A 15,307-nucleotide genomic window follows, 5' to 3' on the forward strand; every position below is an offset into this window, starting at 1 on the left:
TTTATGATTACCTTATTTCCAATAACACTACTGGATTACTGCCGGGTTAGGCAACGTTGAACATTTACCCGCCGCGTTAGGGAAATAGGATTTAGAGATTAATAGCCATATCAATGCAGCGTAATCCTTCAGGTACCAGCCGCGAGGGAGAGATATTTTCTTTGATAAAGCGAAAGCCATGGCGTTCGTAAAAGGTTTGCGCATTGGGCGTTGCGCAGAGAGTTAATTGTTTAAATCCCCGCGTCCGCGCTTCGTCTTTAATCGTGGTAATAATCCGGCTGGCCAGTCCCTGACCAAAATAACCCGGCAGGGTAAAAATCGCCTCCACGCTTCCCGCTGACACATCAAGATAACCTGTAGCCACCAGCCCCACATCCGGAATATCAACGGCAAAGAACGGATTTTCCGTTATCACCACTCGATAGCCTTCCGGCATCTCCTCCGGCGTCCAGGCCTTGAGCACGTCCGGGCTATAGCTGGCCTGACAGCCCTGTCGAATAGACAGATTGCGAATAGTCCAACAGGCTTCCGCTTCTTCGGGTGAGACGAGTCTTATCTTCATTTTATCGGTTTCCATTTTGCCATCATCACCCAAGTAGATTTATCATAGATGAAGACAATTTCGATATCTCTTCTCTGGAAAGTGCAAAACGGACTGACTCAAGAGACCGATGTATTGCCGTATTATCCGGGTGAAATCCCCCCATTTATTTCTTTGCGGCCCAATAACAAAGGCCCGAGCTATTTTTAAAACGAGTCACACATGGATAAGAGTAAAAAATCAGAATATATAAAATTAGGGGTGGTTTTGTTTATCGCCTTTGTGGTCATTAAAGCCTGTACCGACAGCGACAATAGCGCACCGCCTGCGGCATCAAGTGCACAGGCAGCGCCGGTTGCCGCAACCGCTGACGCCACGCAGGAAAAGACCGCTGCAGATAAGCCACCTGCCGTTGATACCGGCTACACCCGCAAAATAGCCGAATACGCCTTCGACGATTACACTCCCGACCAGTTTCCCATGCTGAATAAAGCGTTGGGTAAAAAAGGATTAGCCGAAGCGGCAAAAGGAACCCACTCCGCCGCCTTCCGCGCGGCGCAATCCCCGGACTGTGACCAGGTAGAAACCGCTGCTATCGTCAATGAATCGACGAAGAAGAACGTGCGCTATTTCGTGAACTGTACGAACAACAATCAGTGGCACTTTAAGGCATCGGAGTTGAAAGACAGCGCAGGGAAATGGTACACCGCGGAGAATGCTCCTGCTGTGGGTATGAGCGACACCGCCCGCCGGGCCGCAGAGCGTGAAAACCTGGAGAAAAATGCACCGGGAAGTATGGGGGAATGTGTCCAGTTGCTTAAATCTCGCCTAAAACATCCTGATAGCGCGGATTTTCACATCCTGATGGGATCAGCTGACTTTATTAATCAGGATGATGAACGCACTATCCAGGTCGAGTTTGAAGCGAAAAACGGCCTGGGTAATGAGTTAACCTATACCGGACAATGCGTCTTCCATAAAAATGGTAAAACCGCCGTCGATATTTTTGACCGTTAGCCCTACCCCGCCGCAATGCCGGGGGTTGGTTTGCAAACGGTAAAGTTAAACGCTTTTAAGGGCGATAAAATTGACGCCCTTAAAAGTCATTAGCGCCTGCCAAACGCCTCTCTTCTGTTTCTCCTGCGCACTCAACGACCGCACGAACAAGCACATCACGGTACTCTGGTGTGCCATGCTGAGTATGGTTAAATCGTTATGAAACAGCAGCTACCGAGCACGATGCTGACAAAACGGCACATTGAGGAGAGCGGAATGATTACATTATGCAAAGCCTGCGGGACGTCCTATGAAACAACCGATTCCCATCCCACACATTGCCCTATTTGTGAAGATGAACGCCAGTATGTCCCCGCAAGCGGGCAGCAATGGGTCGATTTTGACGCCCATTGCGCTTCGCACACCAATACATGGCAACAGCACGACAGTTCGCTCCTCAGCTTCCGCACCGTGCCTGATTTTGCCATCGACCAACGTGCGTTCATTCTCCGCACGCCAGAGGGCAATATTTTGTGGGACTGCATTGCCACACTGGATGACGCCACCAAAACGCTCGTTCACGCCCTGGGCGGCCTTAAAGCCATCGCGATATCGCATCCTCATTACTACAGCACCATGCAGGATTGGGCTGCGGAGTTTAACGCCCCCATTTATCTTCACACCAATGACCGCCAATGGGTCATGCGCGACAGCCCGTGGATACGTTTTTGGCACGGCGACACTCTTGAGCTGACTCGCGATGTCCGGGTGATCCGCCTGGGTGGACATTTTGCTGGCGGCTGTGTTCTGCATTGGGCACGGGATGAAGGCGTGGTGCTTTCCGGCGACATCGTTCAGGTTACCCCCGGTGCGCGTGCCGTCTCGTTTATGTGGAGCTACCCTAATCTGCTGCCGCTGTCAGCCGCAACGGTTCGCGACATCACCCAGCGTCTAAGCGTGGTGAAATTTAAGCAACTCTACGGCGCATTTGAAGGGAAGGATATTACGGAAAATGCCGATGAGATTGTGCGGGTTTCGGGAGAGAAGTATGTTTCTTGTCTTGGGGATGGGAGCGATAAATAACCAGCAGCGCATGGCTGGGCTGCCCCTCTTCCATTAAAGATACGAAGGTCAGGAATTTCAATGAGTATTATTGGGAGGGCATTCCATCGATTTATGATAAACAGCCTATCTTGTCAGATAGACTGTTTATAGCAGCTTTATCATTTAAAAAGCTGCCATAATGACAGTCGCTTTAATTAGAGATTAGCAACGTTATGATAGACTTTTTGAACATCATCGTCAGCTTCAAGCGCATCAACGAGCCCTTCAAAGATTGCTAAATCTTCTTCTGAAAGTTCAATTTCTGCTTGAGCAATCATTTCTAATTCAGTTGATGTAAATTCAGTAATGCCCGCTGCTTTCAGCGCTGCAATACCTTTGTGAAGATCGGTGGATTCAGTATAAATAATGATGTTCCCTTCTTCTTCGGTAACATCGCGAACTTCTACTTCAGCATCCAGTAAAATTTCAAAAATACGGTCTGGGTCAGTACCTGCAAATACAATCACGCCGGTATTATCAAACATATAGCTGACAGAACCCGCTGCGCCGATATTCCCGCCTTTTTTATTGAAGATGTTGCGGACATTAGCAATCGTGCGGTTAACGTTTGAAGTCAATGTTTCGGCGATGACCATTGAACCATTTGGCCCAAAGCCTTCATAACGGCCTGGCACAAACGTTTCGTCTCCGCCGCCTTTGGCTTTATCAATCGCTTTATCAATAACGTGTTTTGGAACCTGGGCCTGCTTCGCACGTTCAATAACGAATTTTAACGCCGAGTTTGATTCTGGGTCTGGTTCACCTTGTTTAGCAGCGGCATAGATTTCTACACCGAATTTTGCATATACGTTTGACGTTGCACCGTCTTTAGCCGTTTTTTTAGCAACGATATTGGCCCATTTACGTCCCACTGGAACAGTCTCCTCAAAAATGTATTTACATTAACGGCAGCTTAATAAAGCGACACGTTTTTCTGTCACATTATATCATGACATGTAAATTCTCGTCTATGAGAAATAAAAAAGTGAAATATTACGGAATGTTACTTTAAATTCATTAATAGTTAACATTATGGATAAATCATTCTAAAACGCCATTGTGATTCCTTTGCTTTTTATTCTCAATATTAAGCTGCAGCAAAAATAGATATCAGGCAAGGGGAACAAAATACAGGCTATGTGAGGATAAATACGAAAAGATGAGCCCGTTATATAAAAAACTCGCTAATACATTAGCTAAATCGCTATCGTTATTGCTGGATTTGACATTATGCAATCTACAGGGTCTGAGCAAGGAGTATTTATGATAAATACCATTCTGACCTTTTATCCAGAACGTTCTTATCTGATTCCGGTATGGAACGGACCCATCAAATTGGCGGGCGTTCTGCTATGCGCAAAGCGCGGACCTCTCGCATCCATACTATGATTTGTTCTAAACAACCGGAATTGAACCTAGCGATTCCTTGCTCTCATGTTCTCCACACCATAATTACATGGAGTCTTTATGTTGATAGCGCAGGTTTCAGACATTCACGCCTCACCCGAAAATGATCATCTGTTTCGGTTTGACCAGGTCCTCAATTGGCTTACGCATCTGAAACCAAATGTACTGGTACTTACTGGTGATCTAACGGATGGGCATTGGCTGGAAGGTTATAAACAGATAGCCGAGCACCTGAATCAACACAATTACCCTTCATTGATACTGGCTGGTAACTCAGACGACCGCAGTATGATGCGTTCTGTTTGGGGTGAGAATAAATGGGCGCGCGAGGCCCAAGGAGAGGCTATGCACTTTGTCCATGACACAGGAGGCATTCGGCTGATTGGTCTGGATTCAACGATAGATGGTCAGGATGACGGCAGCGTGGCTGACCATCTGGTATGGCTGGAGACTCAACTGAACGACGCAGGCAGCCTTCCGTCATTACTGTTCCTGCACCATCACGTATTTGCATCGGGTATTCCAACGCTAGACGAAATGATGTGCAGAGGTCTACCAGAAATGGAGGATTTGATCAGATGCGCTCCGGGCAGACTACTCGCCATTTCGACCGGTCATGTCCACAGACCGATAGCAGGGACGTTTGCGGGCATACCTGCATACATTTGTGGCTCCGTCTGCCCGGCTAATCCGGTTTGGTTTGGAACAGCCAACGTTCCTCCTGCGAATGACCCGGCAGCATTGATGATTCATCGCTACGTCAGTCACTCTCTGACCAGTCACCACGTTTGCGTTTAACGGGTATTCAGAAAACGCATCATTACCAAAAGCCAAATACCTGCAATACAAATGCAAATATCATATTTGCGCCCTGTTCATCGCCTCTGTAATTTGTGTTTTATATAAATGCAATAATTTCAGGGCGCTATTGTTTCATATGATAAAACTCGAAAACATAAACAAAACGTACCCTGGTAGTACGCACGCTGCGATCGGAAATTTAAATATCGTTATCAATGAAGGTGAATTCTGCACATTCGTTGGCCCCAGCGGCTGCGGGAAAACCACTATATTACGGATGATTAATCAACTGGATATCCCGGATGCCGGTTCGGTTTATGTTCAGGGAATTAAAATAGCCGATACCGATATTATTCAGGTGCGCCGAAAAATAGGTTTTGTGATGCAAAGTGCAGCCTTATTCCCGCACCGGACGGTTTCCCAGAATATCGCCACCGTTCCGCGCCTTCTTGGCTGGAATAAAAAGCATATTCAGGCACGTATTGATGAGTTGGTTGAGATCATGTCCCTCGACCCGAGCCTGCTTGCGCGCTACCCCCACCAGCTTTCAGGCGGACAGCAAGGGCGGGTGGCGATTGCCCGTGCGCTGGCGGCCGATCCCCCTATTCTGTTAATGGATGAACCCTTTGCGGCTATCGACCCGGTCGTGCGAGAAAAGCTCCAGGACGAGTTGTTGCAGCTCCAGCAGCGCCTGCACAAAACCATCGTGCTCGTCACCCATGACATCAACGAAGCCATTCGCCTGGGCGATAAAATTGCCATCTTTCAGGAAGGGGGTGTCCTGGCTCAGTTTGATACGCCCGATAATATCCTCGCCCAACCAGCCAGCGAGTTCGTGGCGCGATTCATCGGGCCTGAGCCCAATTTAAAACGCCTTGCCAGGCTTCAGGTTGGGCAACTGCCGCGTCACGATGTTCCCCTAGTGGACGAGGCGCTAACCCCCATTTTCAGTCAACATCCGGTGGTGGCCAGCCCGCTGCGGCTGGTGCTCGATAAACAGCTGCGCCCGTTGTACTGGCTCGACCCTGAGCGGCGTACCACCCTGCCCGTTTCACTCACCCTGAAGGCGCTTCACTCCCTGCGTTTCGCGTACAGCGCACTTCTGGATGCGCCGGGGGGTGTGCTGGTGCACGTCAACGGAGACGGTCAGTATCAGGGAAGTATTTCCCACGGGCTGCTCCAGCACGTACTCAACGGGCATGTGGATGTTCGCCGCTATGATTGACTGGCAATGGATTGCGGATAATCAGGGCCCGATTGCAGCCCTGCTCTGGCAGCACACGCTGCTGGTGGCGATATCGCTCTTTTTCGGCACGGCACTCACCGGGATATTGATTGGCCTGACCCTGCGCTGGCCCGCATCGTCTCCGATACTGCTCGGTCTGTGCGGGGTGCTGTTTACCATCCCCTCGCTGGCGCTGTTTATTCTGTTGATCCCGTTTACCGGTCTGTCGCTCACCACGTCAGTGATCGGCTTAACGCTCTATTCACTGCTGATCCTGCTACGCAACGTAGTCGCCGGGATAGAAAAACTGCCGTCGGACGTGCTCGAATCCGCCCGCGCGCTGGGCTACACGCGCTGGTACCGGTTTATTGACGTTGAGCTGCACCTGATGACTCCGTCTTTGTTTGCCGGGCTGCGTATTGCCTCGGTCACGCTGGTCGGGCTGGTCACGGTCACGGCGCTCATTGGTCAGGGCGGTCTTGGGCAACTCCTGCTGTCGGGCTTTAACCAGGATTTCCTTACGCCAATTGTGGTGAGCGTGGTGCTGAGCCTGGTGCTGTCGTTTATTTTTGACTCTCTGATAGCACGTCTGGGCTATTGGATAACTCCCTGGGCACGCTAATGGATATCTTAACCGCAACCTGGCACTGGTTAATTCAGCCGGACCACTGGCTCAGCGATACGGGGATCCTACTGCGCTTACGCGAGCATCTCTGGTATGTGCTGGTGAGCATGGCTATCGCCTCGGCCATTGCGTTACCCCTGGGAGTGGCGCTGGGCTACTGGCGCAAAGGGGCTTTCCTGGTCATCAACCTGTTCAACATTGGCCGGGCGATTCCCTCTCTTGGCCTGATTTTATTGTGCATTATTCTGGTGGGTTTCAATGATACGCCGGTCTTTCTTGCGCTAATCGCCCTGTCAGTCCCGCCGATTCTGACCAATACCTGGGTGGGGATTTACCACGCCGACCGCACCCTTTGCGATGCCGCCACCGCAATTGGCATGACGCCCATACAGAGCCTGTGGCAGCTGCGCATCCCGCTGGCGATGCCATTGATCTTTGCAGGAATTCGCACCGCGCTGTTGCAGCTTATCGCCACGGCGGTGGTCGCCGCCTATGCCGGGCTGGGCGGGCTGGGCCGCTTCCTGATTGATGGTCTTGGGCAGCGCGATATGCCGCAGGTCATTTCCGGATCTCTTGTGGTGACGCTGCTGGCACTGACCTGTGAGGGGATATTTTCACTTATCAACAACGTGTTATTTCAGTCAAAGGCCGCACCCGCAATAACGGAATCATGATAAAAACCACCTGCAAATAAAGAGGCACTATGAAGCAATCATTATGGCAAGCGTTTAACCGCCGTGGATTTAAGTTATCCCTTCTGGCGGCAGGATTATTCAGCTTAAGTTTTACCACCCTGGCGGAAACCGTCACCATTGGCGGGGCGAATTTTACCGAAAGCTCAATTCTTGCCAATATTTACGCCAGCGCATTAAAGAAAAATAATATTGATGTTAAAACGCGGCTTAATCTGGGTAACCGCGAAATTATTATTCCGGCCCTGAAAAGCGGCGAAATAGATATTGTCCCGGAATATCTCGGTGCACTGCTGAATTATTATGACACGAAAACCCTGGCGACCACCCAGAGCGATGTCAGTGCCGGGCTTGCAAAAGTGCTGCCGGCAGAATTCACACTGCTTACCCCCTCTCCCGCCAGTTCGGTCACAGCCTGGGCCGTCCGCGCCGAAACGGCCAAAAAATATGGGTTAACCAAACTCTCCGATCTAACGCCTGTTGCACACGAGTTGGTGATCGGCGGGCCGCCGGAGTTTCCGGTTCGCGCCCTCGGTTTGCCGGGCCTCAAGCGCGTCTACGGCCTTGAGTTTAAAGAGGTGAAATCCCTCGACATGGGCGGGCCGCTGTCCCGCCTGGCGCTGAACTCCGGAAAAATTGATGTGGCAACGGTGGTCTCCACCCAGGGATCGCTCGCCAAAGAGAACTGGGTAGTCCTGGAAGATGATAAACACGAGCAGCCAAGCCAGAATGTTGTCCCGCTGGTACGCAAAGCGGCGCTGACGCCAAAAATCGACGGCATCCTCAATCAGGTGTCTCACAAGCTGGATAACACCGCGTTGGTCGAGCTGAACAAGCAGGTCGATCTCCAGCACAAAGATCCGGCTGCCGTGGCAGAACAATGGGTCAACACCAATCTTTAACGCTTTTCATCATTCAATGGCCAGGGATCGGCCACAACCTGACGCAGGCACCACAATGTCGCACAACACCATGATCCTGAACCTGTTCTTTTTCAATCCACAGGGTGATTATCGGTTCTCATGGCGTCACCCGGACGCACCCGAACACGAGATTTTCACCCTCAGTTATTACACCGCCCTTGCCCGCAAGGCCGAAGCCGCTACGCTTGATGCCTTGTTCATTGCCGACCATACCGGGGTCTGGGACAGCGGCCTTGCCCATTACGCCAATGCCCGGCTTGAACCGCTGACGCTACTCTCGGCGCTGGCAGCCGTCACGGACAATATTGGCCTGATGGCAACCGCTTCAACGTCTTACACCGAACCCTATAACCTGGCGCGCTACTTCGCCTCGCTCGATTTCCTGAGTAACGGACGCGCAAGCTGGAATATTGTGACCTCCTGGCTGGAAGAAGAAGCCGCCAATTTTGGTCTGGATCAGATCCCGCAGCATGGTAATCGGTACCAGCGTGCCGGGGAGTTTATCGATGTAGTTACCCGTCTGTGGGACTCATGGGAAGATAGCGCGCTGCTGTTTGATAAACAGCGCGGCCTGTTTGCCGATGCCGATAAGGTGCATCATCTTAACCATCACGGCGATTTCTTTAAGGTGCGTGGCCCGCTTAATGTGCCACGTCCCCCGCAGGGGCATCCTGTTCTCGTGCAGGCAGGCTCTTCCGAAGCTGGTAAGCAACTCGCCGCCAGCCGGGCGGATATGCACTTTGTGTTTATCAAGTCCATCGAGCAGGGAAAAGCCTACCGCGAAGAGATGAATCAGCGCCTGAAAGCCCTCGGACGTTCCCCTGAAGCCTTTAAAATCATCGCTGGGGTGTTGCCGGTAGTGGTGAATTCCGAAGCCGAAAAAGCCGAGCGCCAGCAGCTCAACGCGCAGTTGATGAGCGATCGGATGGCTATCGACCTGCTGTCGGCTTATCTGAAACTGGATCTGAGCCCTTATCCCTACGATAAACCGCTGCCGCCGCTGCCAGACGACGCAAACTTCGACGGGATTCGCACCGTACTGCAACTCATCCGGGATTACGACCCAGCCCTGTCTATTCTCGAGCTGGGCCGTCTGTTGCTGCAAAGCTCCGACAGCTGGCTGGTGATGGGCAGTGCGCAGGAAGTTGCCGACACGCTGGCGGAAATCTATCTTTCCGGGGCCGCAGACGGCTTTAACCTGATGTTCCCACTGCTGCCGGGGGATTTTGACAGCTTCACTGAACAGGTTGTCCCGATTCTCAAAGCCAAAGGGGTGATGAAAGCCGACTATGCGGCGGGAACGCTGCGGGAAAAACTGGGCCTTCCAGTGGCCAGAAACAACTTTGCCTGAATAGCTACAGCCGGGTGACACCGGCTGTTTGCGCCGCATTGCGCCAGTCCAGTAACTGCGAGTAAGGCTCGCGCGTCACCGCACTAAACCCGCCAATCAGCAGCGCGGCACAAATTTCCCGGTATTGCGCCGCAGTCACCAGCGTATGAAGTGCATCCTGCAACGCAGCAAGCATGTCGGCAGAGGTTTTCCCCGCGGTGATGAGCGGTAATCCAGGCGCCAGCGGGCTGTGGTCGATAACCGCCAGCCCCTCCAGTAACGCGGGTTCATGACGTTGTAATAGCGCCCAGGTTACGCAGTCGATGGCTGCGATATCCCCTTCACCGCGTTTCACATCGATAAGCGACTGACGATGGCTGCCGCTCAGGACAACGCGCGAGAAAAAGCGCCCGTTCACCGCCAGTGGCGTCACCATTTTCATCAGTACGTTGTAACCTGACTGCGAATCGGTGGAGTTGCACACCACTGGTCGGCCGCGAAAATCAGCAAAGGTTTGCTGTTTATCCTTTTCGCGCGCCACCAGCACGCTGCGGTAATAGATGTTCTCGCAGCCCGGCGCGGTGTAGTGAAAACAACCGACCACCTGAGCGTCCAAAAGCTGCGTCACAAGCGGATAACCGCAGGTCTGACTCAGGATCAGCTGTGGGTTTTGCCAGTGTGCCACCAGCGCCTCCTGTGGCACCACTGGCGTGAGACGCTCTACCGGAACGCCCAGGGCCACCAGCAGTTTCTGCACCGCCAGCCACAGAGCATCGGTGTCGCGGCGGTTAACGGCGTACATCGGGAATGCCAACGGATCACTCATGACCTTCTCCTTTATCACTCCCCGGATGTACCGTCACATCCACCGGTTTCCCCCAGAACTGGCGTAACCATTCACCGTACCCCTTCACCAGAAAACCGTGGTTGCGCTGCTGATAGGCCTCGCGGTTGTGCAGGTAAACGGCCTTCAGCCCATACCAGGGCACACCGGGCAGATCGTGATGTACAGAATGATAGTTAAGATTCAAAAACAGGACCCGCCAGAACAGCCCGGCCTCGTTGATGACCGAACGCGCCAGCGGATCGTCCGCCGCCCGGTGCTCAAAAAAAGATCGCACTTTGGTCAGCGCCAGCGCGGGATAACTCACTGCCAGAACAAACCACAAAGGCGAGAAGCCAAGGTGCGACATCCAGCCAAAAAGCACGGCGAGTAAGGCCCCGTGGATGACCCACATCAGCATGGCGGCAACCTGCACGCGGCGAAAGGCGGACACGGCGCTTGCCAGCGTCTGCACGATATCGATCAGCGGCCCCAGCAACAGCCGTCCGATAAAGGTGTTACGCAGATGAATCACCCGCTTCTGCCACGGCCGAAACCGCGCCCAGCTTTCATCGCTAAAGTAATAAGACTCAGGATCGTCCACCGGGACGGTTAGATGATCGTTACGGTGATGCGCCAGATGGGAGTCGCGGTATAGGCCATACGGATACCAGACCGCCAGCGGCAGTGTGCCAAAAAGCTGGTTCAGCCGGGGATATCGGGTGGGATGTCCGTGGATCAACTCATGCTGTAGCGACATGTACCAGGCGGTAAAGCCGATAAGCAGCACGGTGGCGGGATATAACCCCAACGCCTGCCAGTTCGCCAGGATCGCAAACCAGCCGCCATAAATGGCTATCATGATTATCCAGGTCGGGAGTTCGCTGCGCCACAGGATGCTGGTTGAAAGCTGGTGAATATGTTCGCGTTGTTGTTGGTGCAAATAGAGGGAGTTTCGTTTACCCATTCCTTCAGACGCCCTTTCCGCCAGTGAATATAGGGTATGAAGATCCGGGATAACGCCTGAAATAACAAAGAACTTAAATCGCTATGCTTTGCCAGAAAAACAGGGGCCGTACCAGCGCCAGCCCCTATCCAACAACTTGATAAGATAACCATACTGACCAGCCCCTCTGGCGGTGGGACGGATGCTGTTAACATTTCTGGGGCGCGGGCCTTCGCCGGATTAAAGCGCACCGGCCTTATGGCGTGCGGTGAAAAAGGTCAATACGCCCGCGAAAAGGAGCAGTACGCTACTCATAGCAAACGTGCTGTGCCAGCCGAGGTGGTCAAACACAATGCCTCCTGCCGTTGATCCAAGGGCGATGGAGAGCTGAATCACCGCGACCATGAGCCCGCCTCCAACTTCCGCGTTGTCGGGCAATGTGCGCGCAATCCATGTCCACCATCCGGTTGGTGCGGCGGTTGCCAGCATGCCCCAGAGGCCTAACAGCAGCGAAACCGTCCAGACCTGATGCCCGGCAAACATCAGGCTGATGGCAATAACGGCCATCAATCCAGGTATGGCCATCAGCGTGGGGTAGAATTTCCAGTTGAGGAATGTCGAGACAATCAGCGTGCCAATAAACCCGGCCACACCGATAACCAGTAAAATCAACGACAGGCCTGAGGAATCCACCCGCGTCACGGTCTCCAGAAACGGGCGCACATAGGTAAATAGCGCAAACTGGCCCATGAAAAACAGGCCACAGGCCAGCATGCCAACCGCAACCCTGCGGTGGCTAAGTAAATGGAATACCGCGCTACGTGACGTGTGGTTTTTATTCGCATCCATACTGGGTAGGCTGACGCACTGCCAGATAAGGGCGACAACAGCGATAGGGACAAGGCACAAGAATGCGCCTCGCCACCCGACTGTGGCCCCAAGATAGCTCCCCAGCGGCGCGGCCACGACCGTCGCCAGCGCATTACCGCCGTTGAAAATCGCCAGCGCACGGGTGACCTGATGCTGCGGCACCAGACGAATCGCCGTTGCCGCAGACATCGACCAGAATCCGCCAATGGCCACACCAATCATCGCACGACCGGCCATATACATCAGATAACTGGAAGCCAGCGCAATAATAAGCCCCGATACGGCCATCAGAACCGTCATCCCCAGCAGCAGGAACTTACGATTCACATTTCCAGCCAGCGTCGAAAGCGTCAGGCTGGTCAGGACCGCCAGCGCGCCGGAGATGGCAATCCCCTGCCCTGCCATCCCCTCCGTCACGCCCAGGTCACGGGCAATCGGCGTGAGCAGGCTAACGGGCATAAATTCAGAAGCAATCAGCACGAAGACGCACAGGGTCATGGCAAAAATCCCTCCCCAGTAAGCGTGCTGATGATGAGGTGATAATGTTTGGTTTAGTGTCGACATAGGGATTCACAAAGATCAGGATAAAAGCCACCAGCCTTAGACCGGTGGCTTTTTATCAATTCAGGAGAGGGGTTATTTCAGCTTGGTTTGGAAAAATTGTTCAAACTTCGCGAAAGGTATTTTCCCGGCAACGTTATCGTACAGATCCACGTGATTTGCCCCAGGCACCACCACCAGCTCTTTATCTTTACTGCCGACCACCTTATAAGCATCTTCAGCAAAATAGCGTGAATGCGCTTTCTCACTGGTCACGATAAGCGTCGGAATGGTGATTTCACTGGCGTAGCTGAGCAGCGGCATATTCATAAACGACAGCGGCATCGTTGCCGTCCACGCCCCGGTCGAGTTCACGGATCGTGCGTGAAAACCACGCGGCATACGATAGTAATCGAAGAACTCTTTCAGTACCGGATGCGGATTTGCCGGCAGCGTTTCTGGCAGAATACGCTCGCCCGCGCTGACCTTACCATTGCTGTCGACGTTAATATCATGACCACCGTGAGCGAACGTTCCGCTCTGCGCGTCCTTCCAGCGCTGTTCATTCAGATACTGCAGAACAGCACGACGGTCGGCGGTGGAATAACGGTCCTTGCCATCACCCACGCCATGGCCCATCGCCCTGCTCATGTCGTACATCACGCTGGTAGCCACCGCTTTAACGCGGGTATCCATCGCGGCGTCGTTCAACGCCATGCCACCCCAGCCGCAAATACCGAGCAGCCCGATACGGTCGCGGTCCACCTCTTTTTGCAGCCCTAAGAAATCCACCGCCGCGCTGAAATCTTCCGTGTTGATATCCGGTGAGGCGACGTTTCGCGGATAGCCGCCGCTTTCACCCGTGTAAGAAGGATCGAACGCCAGGGTAACAAAACCTTGTTCCGCCAGCGTCTGCGCGTACAGACCGCTGGATTGCTCTTTCACCGCACCAAAAGGCCCACTGACCGCAATCGCCGCCAGTTTGCGATCGCCACGATCTTTTGGCAGATAAAGATCGCCCACTAAGGTGATGCCATATCGGTTCGGGAACGAAACTTTACGATGTTCGACTTTCTGGCTCTCAGCAAAGGTCTTGTCCCATTTATCTGTCATGGAAACAGGAGCATTAGGATTGGTTGAATCAGCATAACTCATTGTCGTGACTCCACTTAATGATGCGAATAGCAGCATGGCCGGTATCGCGGTTTTTAGCGTTAGGGTGAAGGCTTTCATAAAAATCCCCATAAAAAACAACAGAGAGATACAGGTTTCCGACGGACAACGCTGCGGTGCTTTTCTTTGATGGGGTCATTATAGTGAGCAGAATTAGTGCTGATTAGGGGGCGATTACTGCTAAGATTGATACCATATTGTTATAAATTAATACTGAGTTTGCTGTCATGCAGGGGGAATTGTTCAATGGCAAAAAGGGAGAATTACAACGAGCTGTACCTATTTATGCAGGTGGTACGAGAAGGAAGTTTTACCGCAGCGGCTCAGCGGCTGGGGCTTGCTCAGTCAGGGGTCAGCCGTTCCGTTCGTGAGCTTGAAGAAAGGCTGGGCGTCCAGCTGCTGGTGCGCACCACGCGTAAACTGTCGCTGACGCAAGCAGGCGAGCAGCTCTACCAAAAGACGGCATCGGGATTTGATACGTTAGATCTTGGGCTTGCCACGCTGGCGCACTATCGTGAGACGCCCTCCGGCACAGTGCGTATCAATGCCAGCCAGCACGCGATTGATAAATGCCTGCTGCCAAAGCTGGCGGTATTTAAACAGCGCTATCCTGATATCAGGCTTGAACTGATGAATGAGAGCCGGTTCGTCGATATTATCGAGGAGCGATTCGATGCCGGCGTCCGTCTGGGGCCTGAGGTCGGCCAGGGCATGGTCGCGGTGCGCATCACGCCCGATATGGAGATGGCCATTGTGGGGACTCCGGAACATTTTCGTCGCTACGGTTTTCCGCAAACTCCGGCGGATTTAAAGACCCATCCTTGTATTGCCTATCAGTTTGCCGACGGCAGCGAATACCAATGGGAACTCATTCAGGATGATAAAAAAATTACCCACCAACCTGAGGGACAATGGGCCTTATCCGACAGCTATATGGAAGCAGAAGCCGCCCGGCTGGGACTCGGGTTAGCCTATGTCCCTGTTGAACTGGTCGCCGATGATTTAGAACACGGTAAGCTTATCAGGGTATTACAGCGTTATAGCCTGCGAATGGAAGGATTGTTTCTCTATTATCCCCATCGTAACGTCTCCCCCGCCCTGCGGATGGTCATTGATACATTGAAAATCTGAGCATTAACGATGACCGACTCTTCACAGCGCAGAATTATGTTAGGGAATTTCTCTGCTTTCAATTCCAAGGGGCCGCTTTGAGCGAGGGGGGAAGCTAGCGATAACGGTGAGCTAGCATTGCAAAGCCATCGATATGGACTCTGACACATCGATTAGAGCAGTGGCGATTCAATCACGATA

General features: G+C 52.7%; 15 protein-coding genes. 9 read left to right on the top strand and 6 right to left on the bottom strand.

Features of this window, described 5'->3' with window-relative positions:
- Nucleotides 1-91: 91 nt before the first annotated feature.
- Nucleotides 92-562 carry a GNAT family N-acetyltransferase gene (locus tag KP80_RS05635; RefSeq protein WP_052282694.1) on the bottom strand — a complete coding sequence of 157 codons (471 nt, stop codon included), beginning with the start codon at nt 560-562 and terminating at the stop codon, nt 92-94.
- 201 nt (nt 563-763) lie between these two features.
- Here KP80_RS05635 and KP80_RS05640 point away from each other — a divergent pair, with 201 nt between their 5' ends.
- Both KP80_RS05640 and KP80_RS05645 read left to right on the top strand, forming a co-directional pair.
- A complete protein-coding gene (locus KP80_RS05640) occupies nt 764-1,558 on the top strand; it encodes a hypothetical protein (RefSeq protein WP_052282615.1) in 795 nt (264 codons plus the stop codon).
- A gap of 255 nt (nt 1,559-1,813) precedes the next feature.
- The gene (locus KP80_RS05645) at nt 1,814-2,620 is read left to right on the top strand and encodes a hypothetical protein (RefSeq protein ID WP_052282616.1); all 807 of its coding nucleotides are present in this window, start codon (nt 1,814-1,816) and stop codon (nt 2,618-2,620) included.
- A gap of 176 nt (nt 2,621-2,796) precedes the next feature.
- On the opposite strand, the gene KP80_RS05650 is transcribed toward KP80_RS05645, so the two are convergent.
- The gene (locus tag KP80_RS05650) at nt 2,797-3,513 is read right to left on the bottom strand and encodes a YebC/PmpR family DNA-binding transcriptional regulator (protein WP_052282617.1); all 717 of its coding nucleotides are present in this window, start codon (nt 3,511-3,513) and stop codon (nt 2,797-2,799) included.
- 595 nt (nt 3,514-4,108) lie between these two features.
- On the opposite strand from KP80_RS05650, the gene KP80_RS05655 reads away from it, so the two are divergent.
- The 6 genes from KP80_RS05655 (at nt 4,109) to KP80_RS05680 (ending at nt 9,665) form a co-directional block, all read left to right on the top strand.
- Nucleotides 4,109-4,846 (top strand): metallophosphoesterase, encoded by a 738-nt coding sequence (locus KP80_RS05655; protein WP_052282618.1) that lies wholly within the window; start codon nt 4,109-4,111, stop codon nt 4,844-4,846.
- A gap of 139 nt (nt 4,847-4,985) precedes the next feature.
- Nucleotides 4,986-6,074 carry an ABC transporter ATP-binding protein gene (locus KP80_RS05660; protein ID WP_052282619.1) on the top strand — a complete coding sequence of 363 codons (1,089 nt, stop codon included), beginning with the start codon at nt 4,986-4,988 and terminating at the stop codon, nt 6,072-6,074.
- The gene (locus KP80_RS05665) at nt 6,067-6,696 is read left to right on the top strand and encodes an ABC transporter permease (RefSeq protein WP_052282620.1); all 630 of its coding nucleotides are present in this window, start codon (nt 6,067-6,069) and stop codon (nt 6,694-6,696) included. The genes KP80_RS05660 and KP80_RS05665 overlap by 8 nt, the downstream gene beginning before the upstream one ends.
- Complete coding sequence (locus KP80_RS05670) at nt 6,696-7,373, top strand: ABC transporter permease (RefSeq protein ID WP_052282621.1); 678 nt, start codon at nt 6,696-6,698, stop codon at nt 7,371-7,373. The genes KP80_RS05665 and KP80_RS05670 overlap by 1 nt, the downstream gene beginning before the upstream one ends.
- Nucleotides 7,374-7,402: 29 nt before the next feature.
- The gene (locus KP80_RS05675) at nt 7,403-8,293 is read left to right on the top strand and encodes an ABC transporter substrate-binding protein (protein ID WP_052282622.1); all 891 of its coding nucleotides are present in this window, start codon (nt 7,403-7,405) and stop codon (nt 8,291-8,293) included.
- 55 nt (nt 8,294-8,348) lie between these two features.
- Nucleotides 8,349-9,665, top strand: coding sequence for an LLM class flavin-dependent oxidoreductase (locus KP80_RS05680; RefSeq protein ID WP_052282623.1), 1,317 nt, complete (start codon nt 8,349-8,351; stop codon nt 9,663-9,665).
- Nucleotides 9,666-9,669: 4 nt separating this feature from the next.
- Here the strand turns inward: KP80_RS05680 and KP80_RS05685 are convergent, their stop codons facing one another.
- The 4 genes from KP80_RS05685 to KP80_RS05700 all read right to left on the bottom strand — a co-directional run bounded on the left by KP80_RS05685 (nt 9,670) and on the right by KP80_RS05700 (nt 13,978).
- Nucleotides 9,670-10,470: a phosphate/phosphite/phosphonate ABC transporter substrate-binding protein gene (locus KP80_RS05685; RefSeq protein ID WP_052282624.1), complete on the bottom strand. Its 801-nt coding sequence runs from the start codon at nt 10,468-10,470 to the stop codon at nt 9,670-9,672.
- Nucleotides 10,463-11,434 (bottom strand): fatty acid desaturase, encoded by a 972-nt coding sequence (locus tag KP80_RS05690; protein WP_052282625.1) that lies wholly within the window; start codon nt 11,432-11,434, stop codon nt 10,463-10,465. Before KP80_RS05690 ends, KP80_RS05685 begins: the two co-directional genes overlap by 8 nt.
- A gap of 219 nt (nt 11,435-11,653) precedes the next feature.
- The gene (locus tag KP80_RS05695; protein ID WP_052282626.1) at nt 11,654-12,781 is read right to left on the bottom strand and encodes an MFS transporter; all 1,128 of its coding nucleotides are present in this window, start codon (nt 12,779-12,781) and stop codon (nt 11,654-11,656) included.
- Nucleotides 12,782-12,919: 138 nt separating this feature from the next.
- The gene (locus KP80_RS05700) at nt 12,920-13,978 is read right to left on the bottom strand and encodes an alpha/beta hydrolase (RefSeq protein ID WP_052282627.1); all 1,059 of its coding nucleotides are present in this window, start codon (nt 13,976-13,978) and stop codon (nt 12,920-12,922) included.
- Between the two features lie 264 nt (nt 13,979-14,242).
- Between KP80_RS05700 and KP80_RS05705 the strand changes: the two genes are divergently transcribed.
- Entirely contained in the window at nt 14,243-15,127 is an 885-nt protein-coding gene (locus tag KP80_RS05705; protein WP_052282628.1) for a LysR family transcriptional regulator, read from the top strand.
- Nucleotides 15,128-15,307: the final 180 nt, after the last annotated feature.

Source organism: Kluyvera genomosp. 1 (assembly GCF_001266615.1).
Taxonomy (GTDB): Bacteria; Pseudomonadota; Gammaproteobacteria; order Enterobacterales; family Enterobacteriaceae; genus Kluyvera; species Kluyvera cryocrescens_A.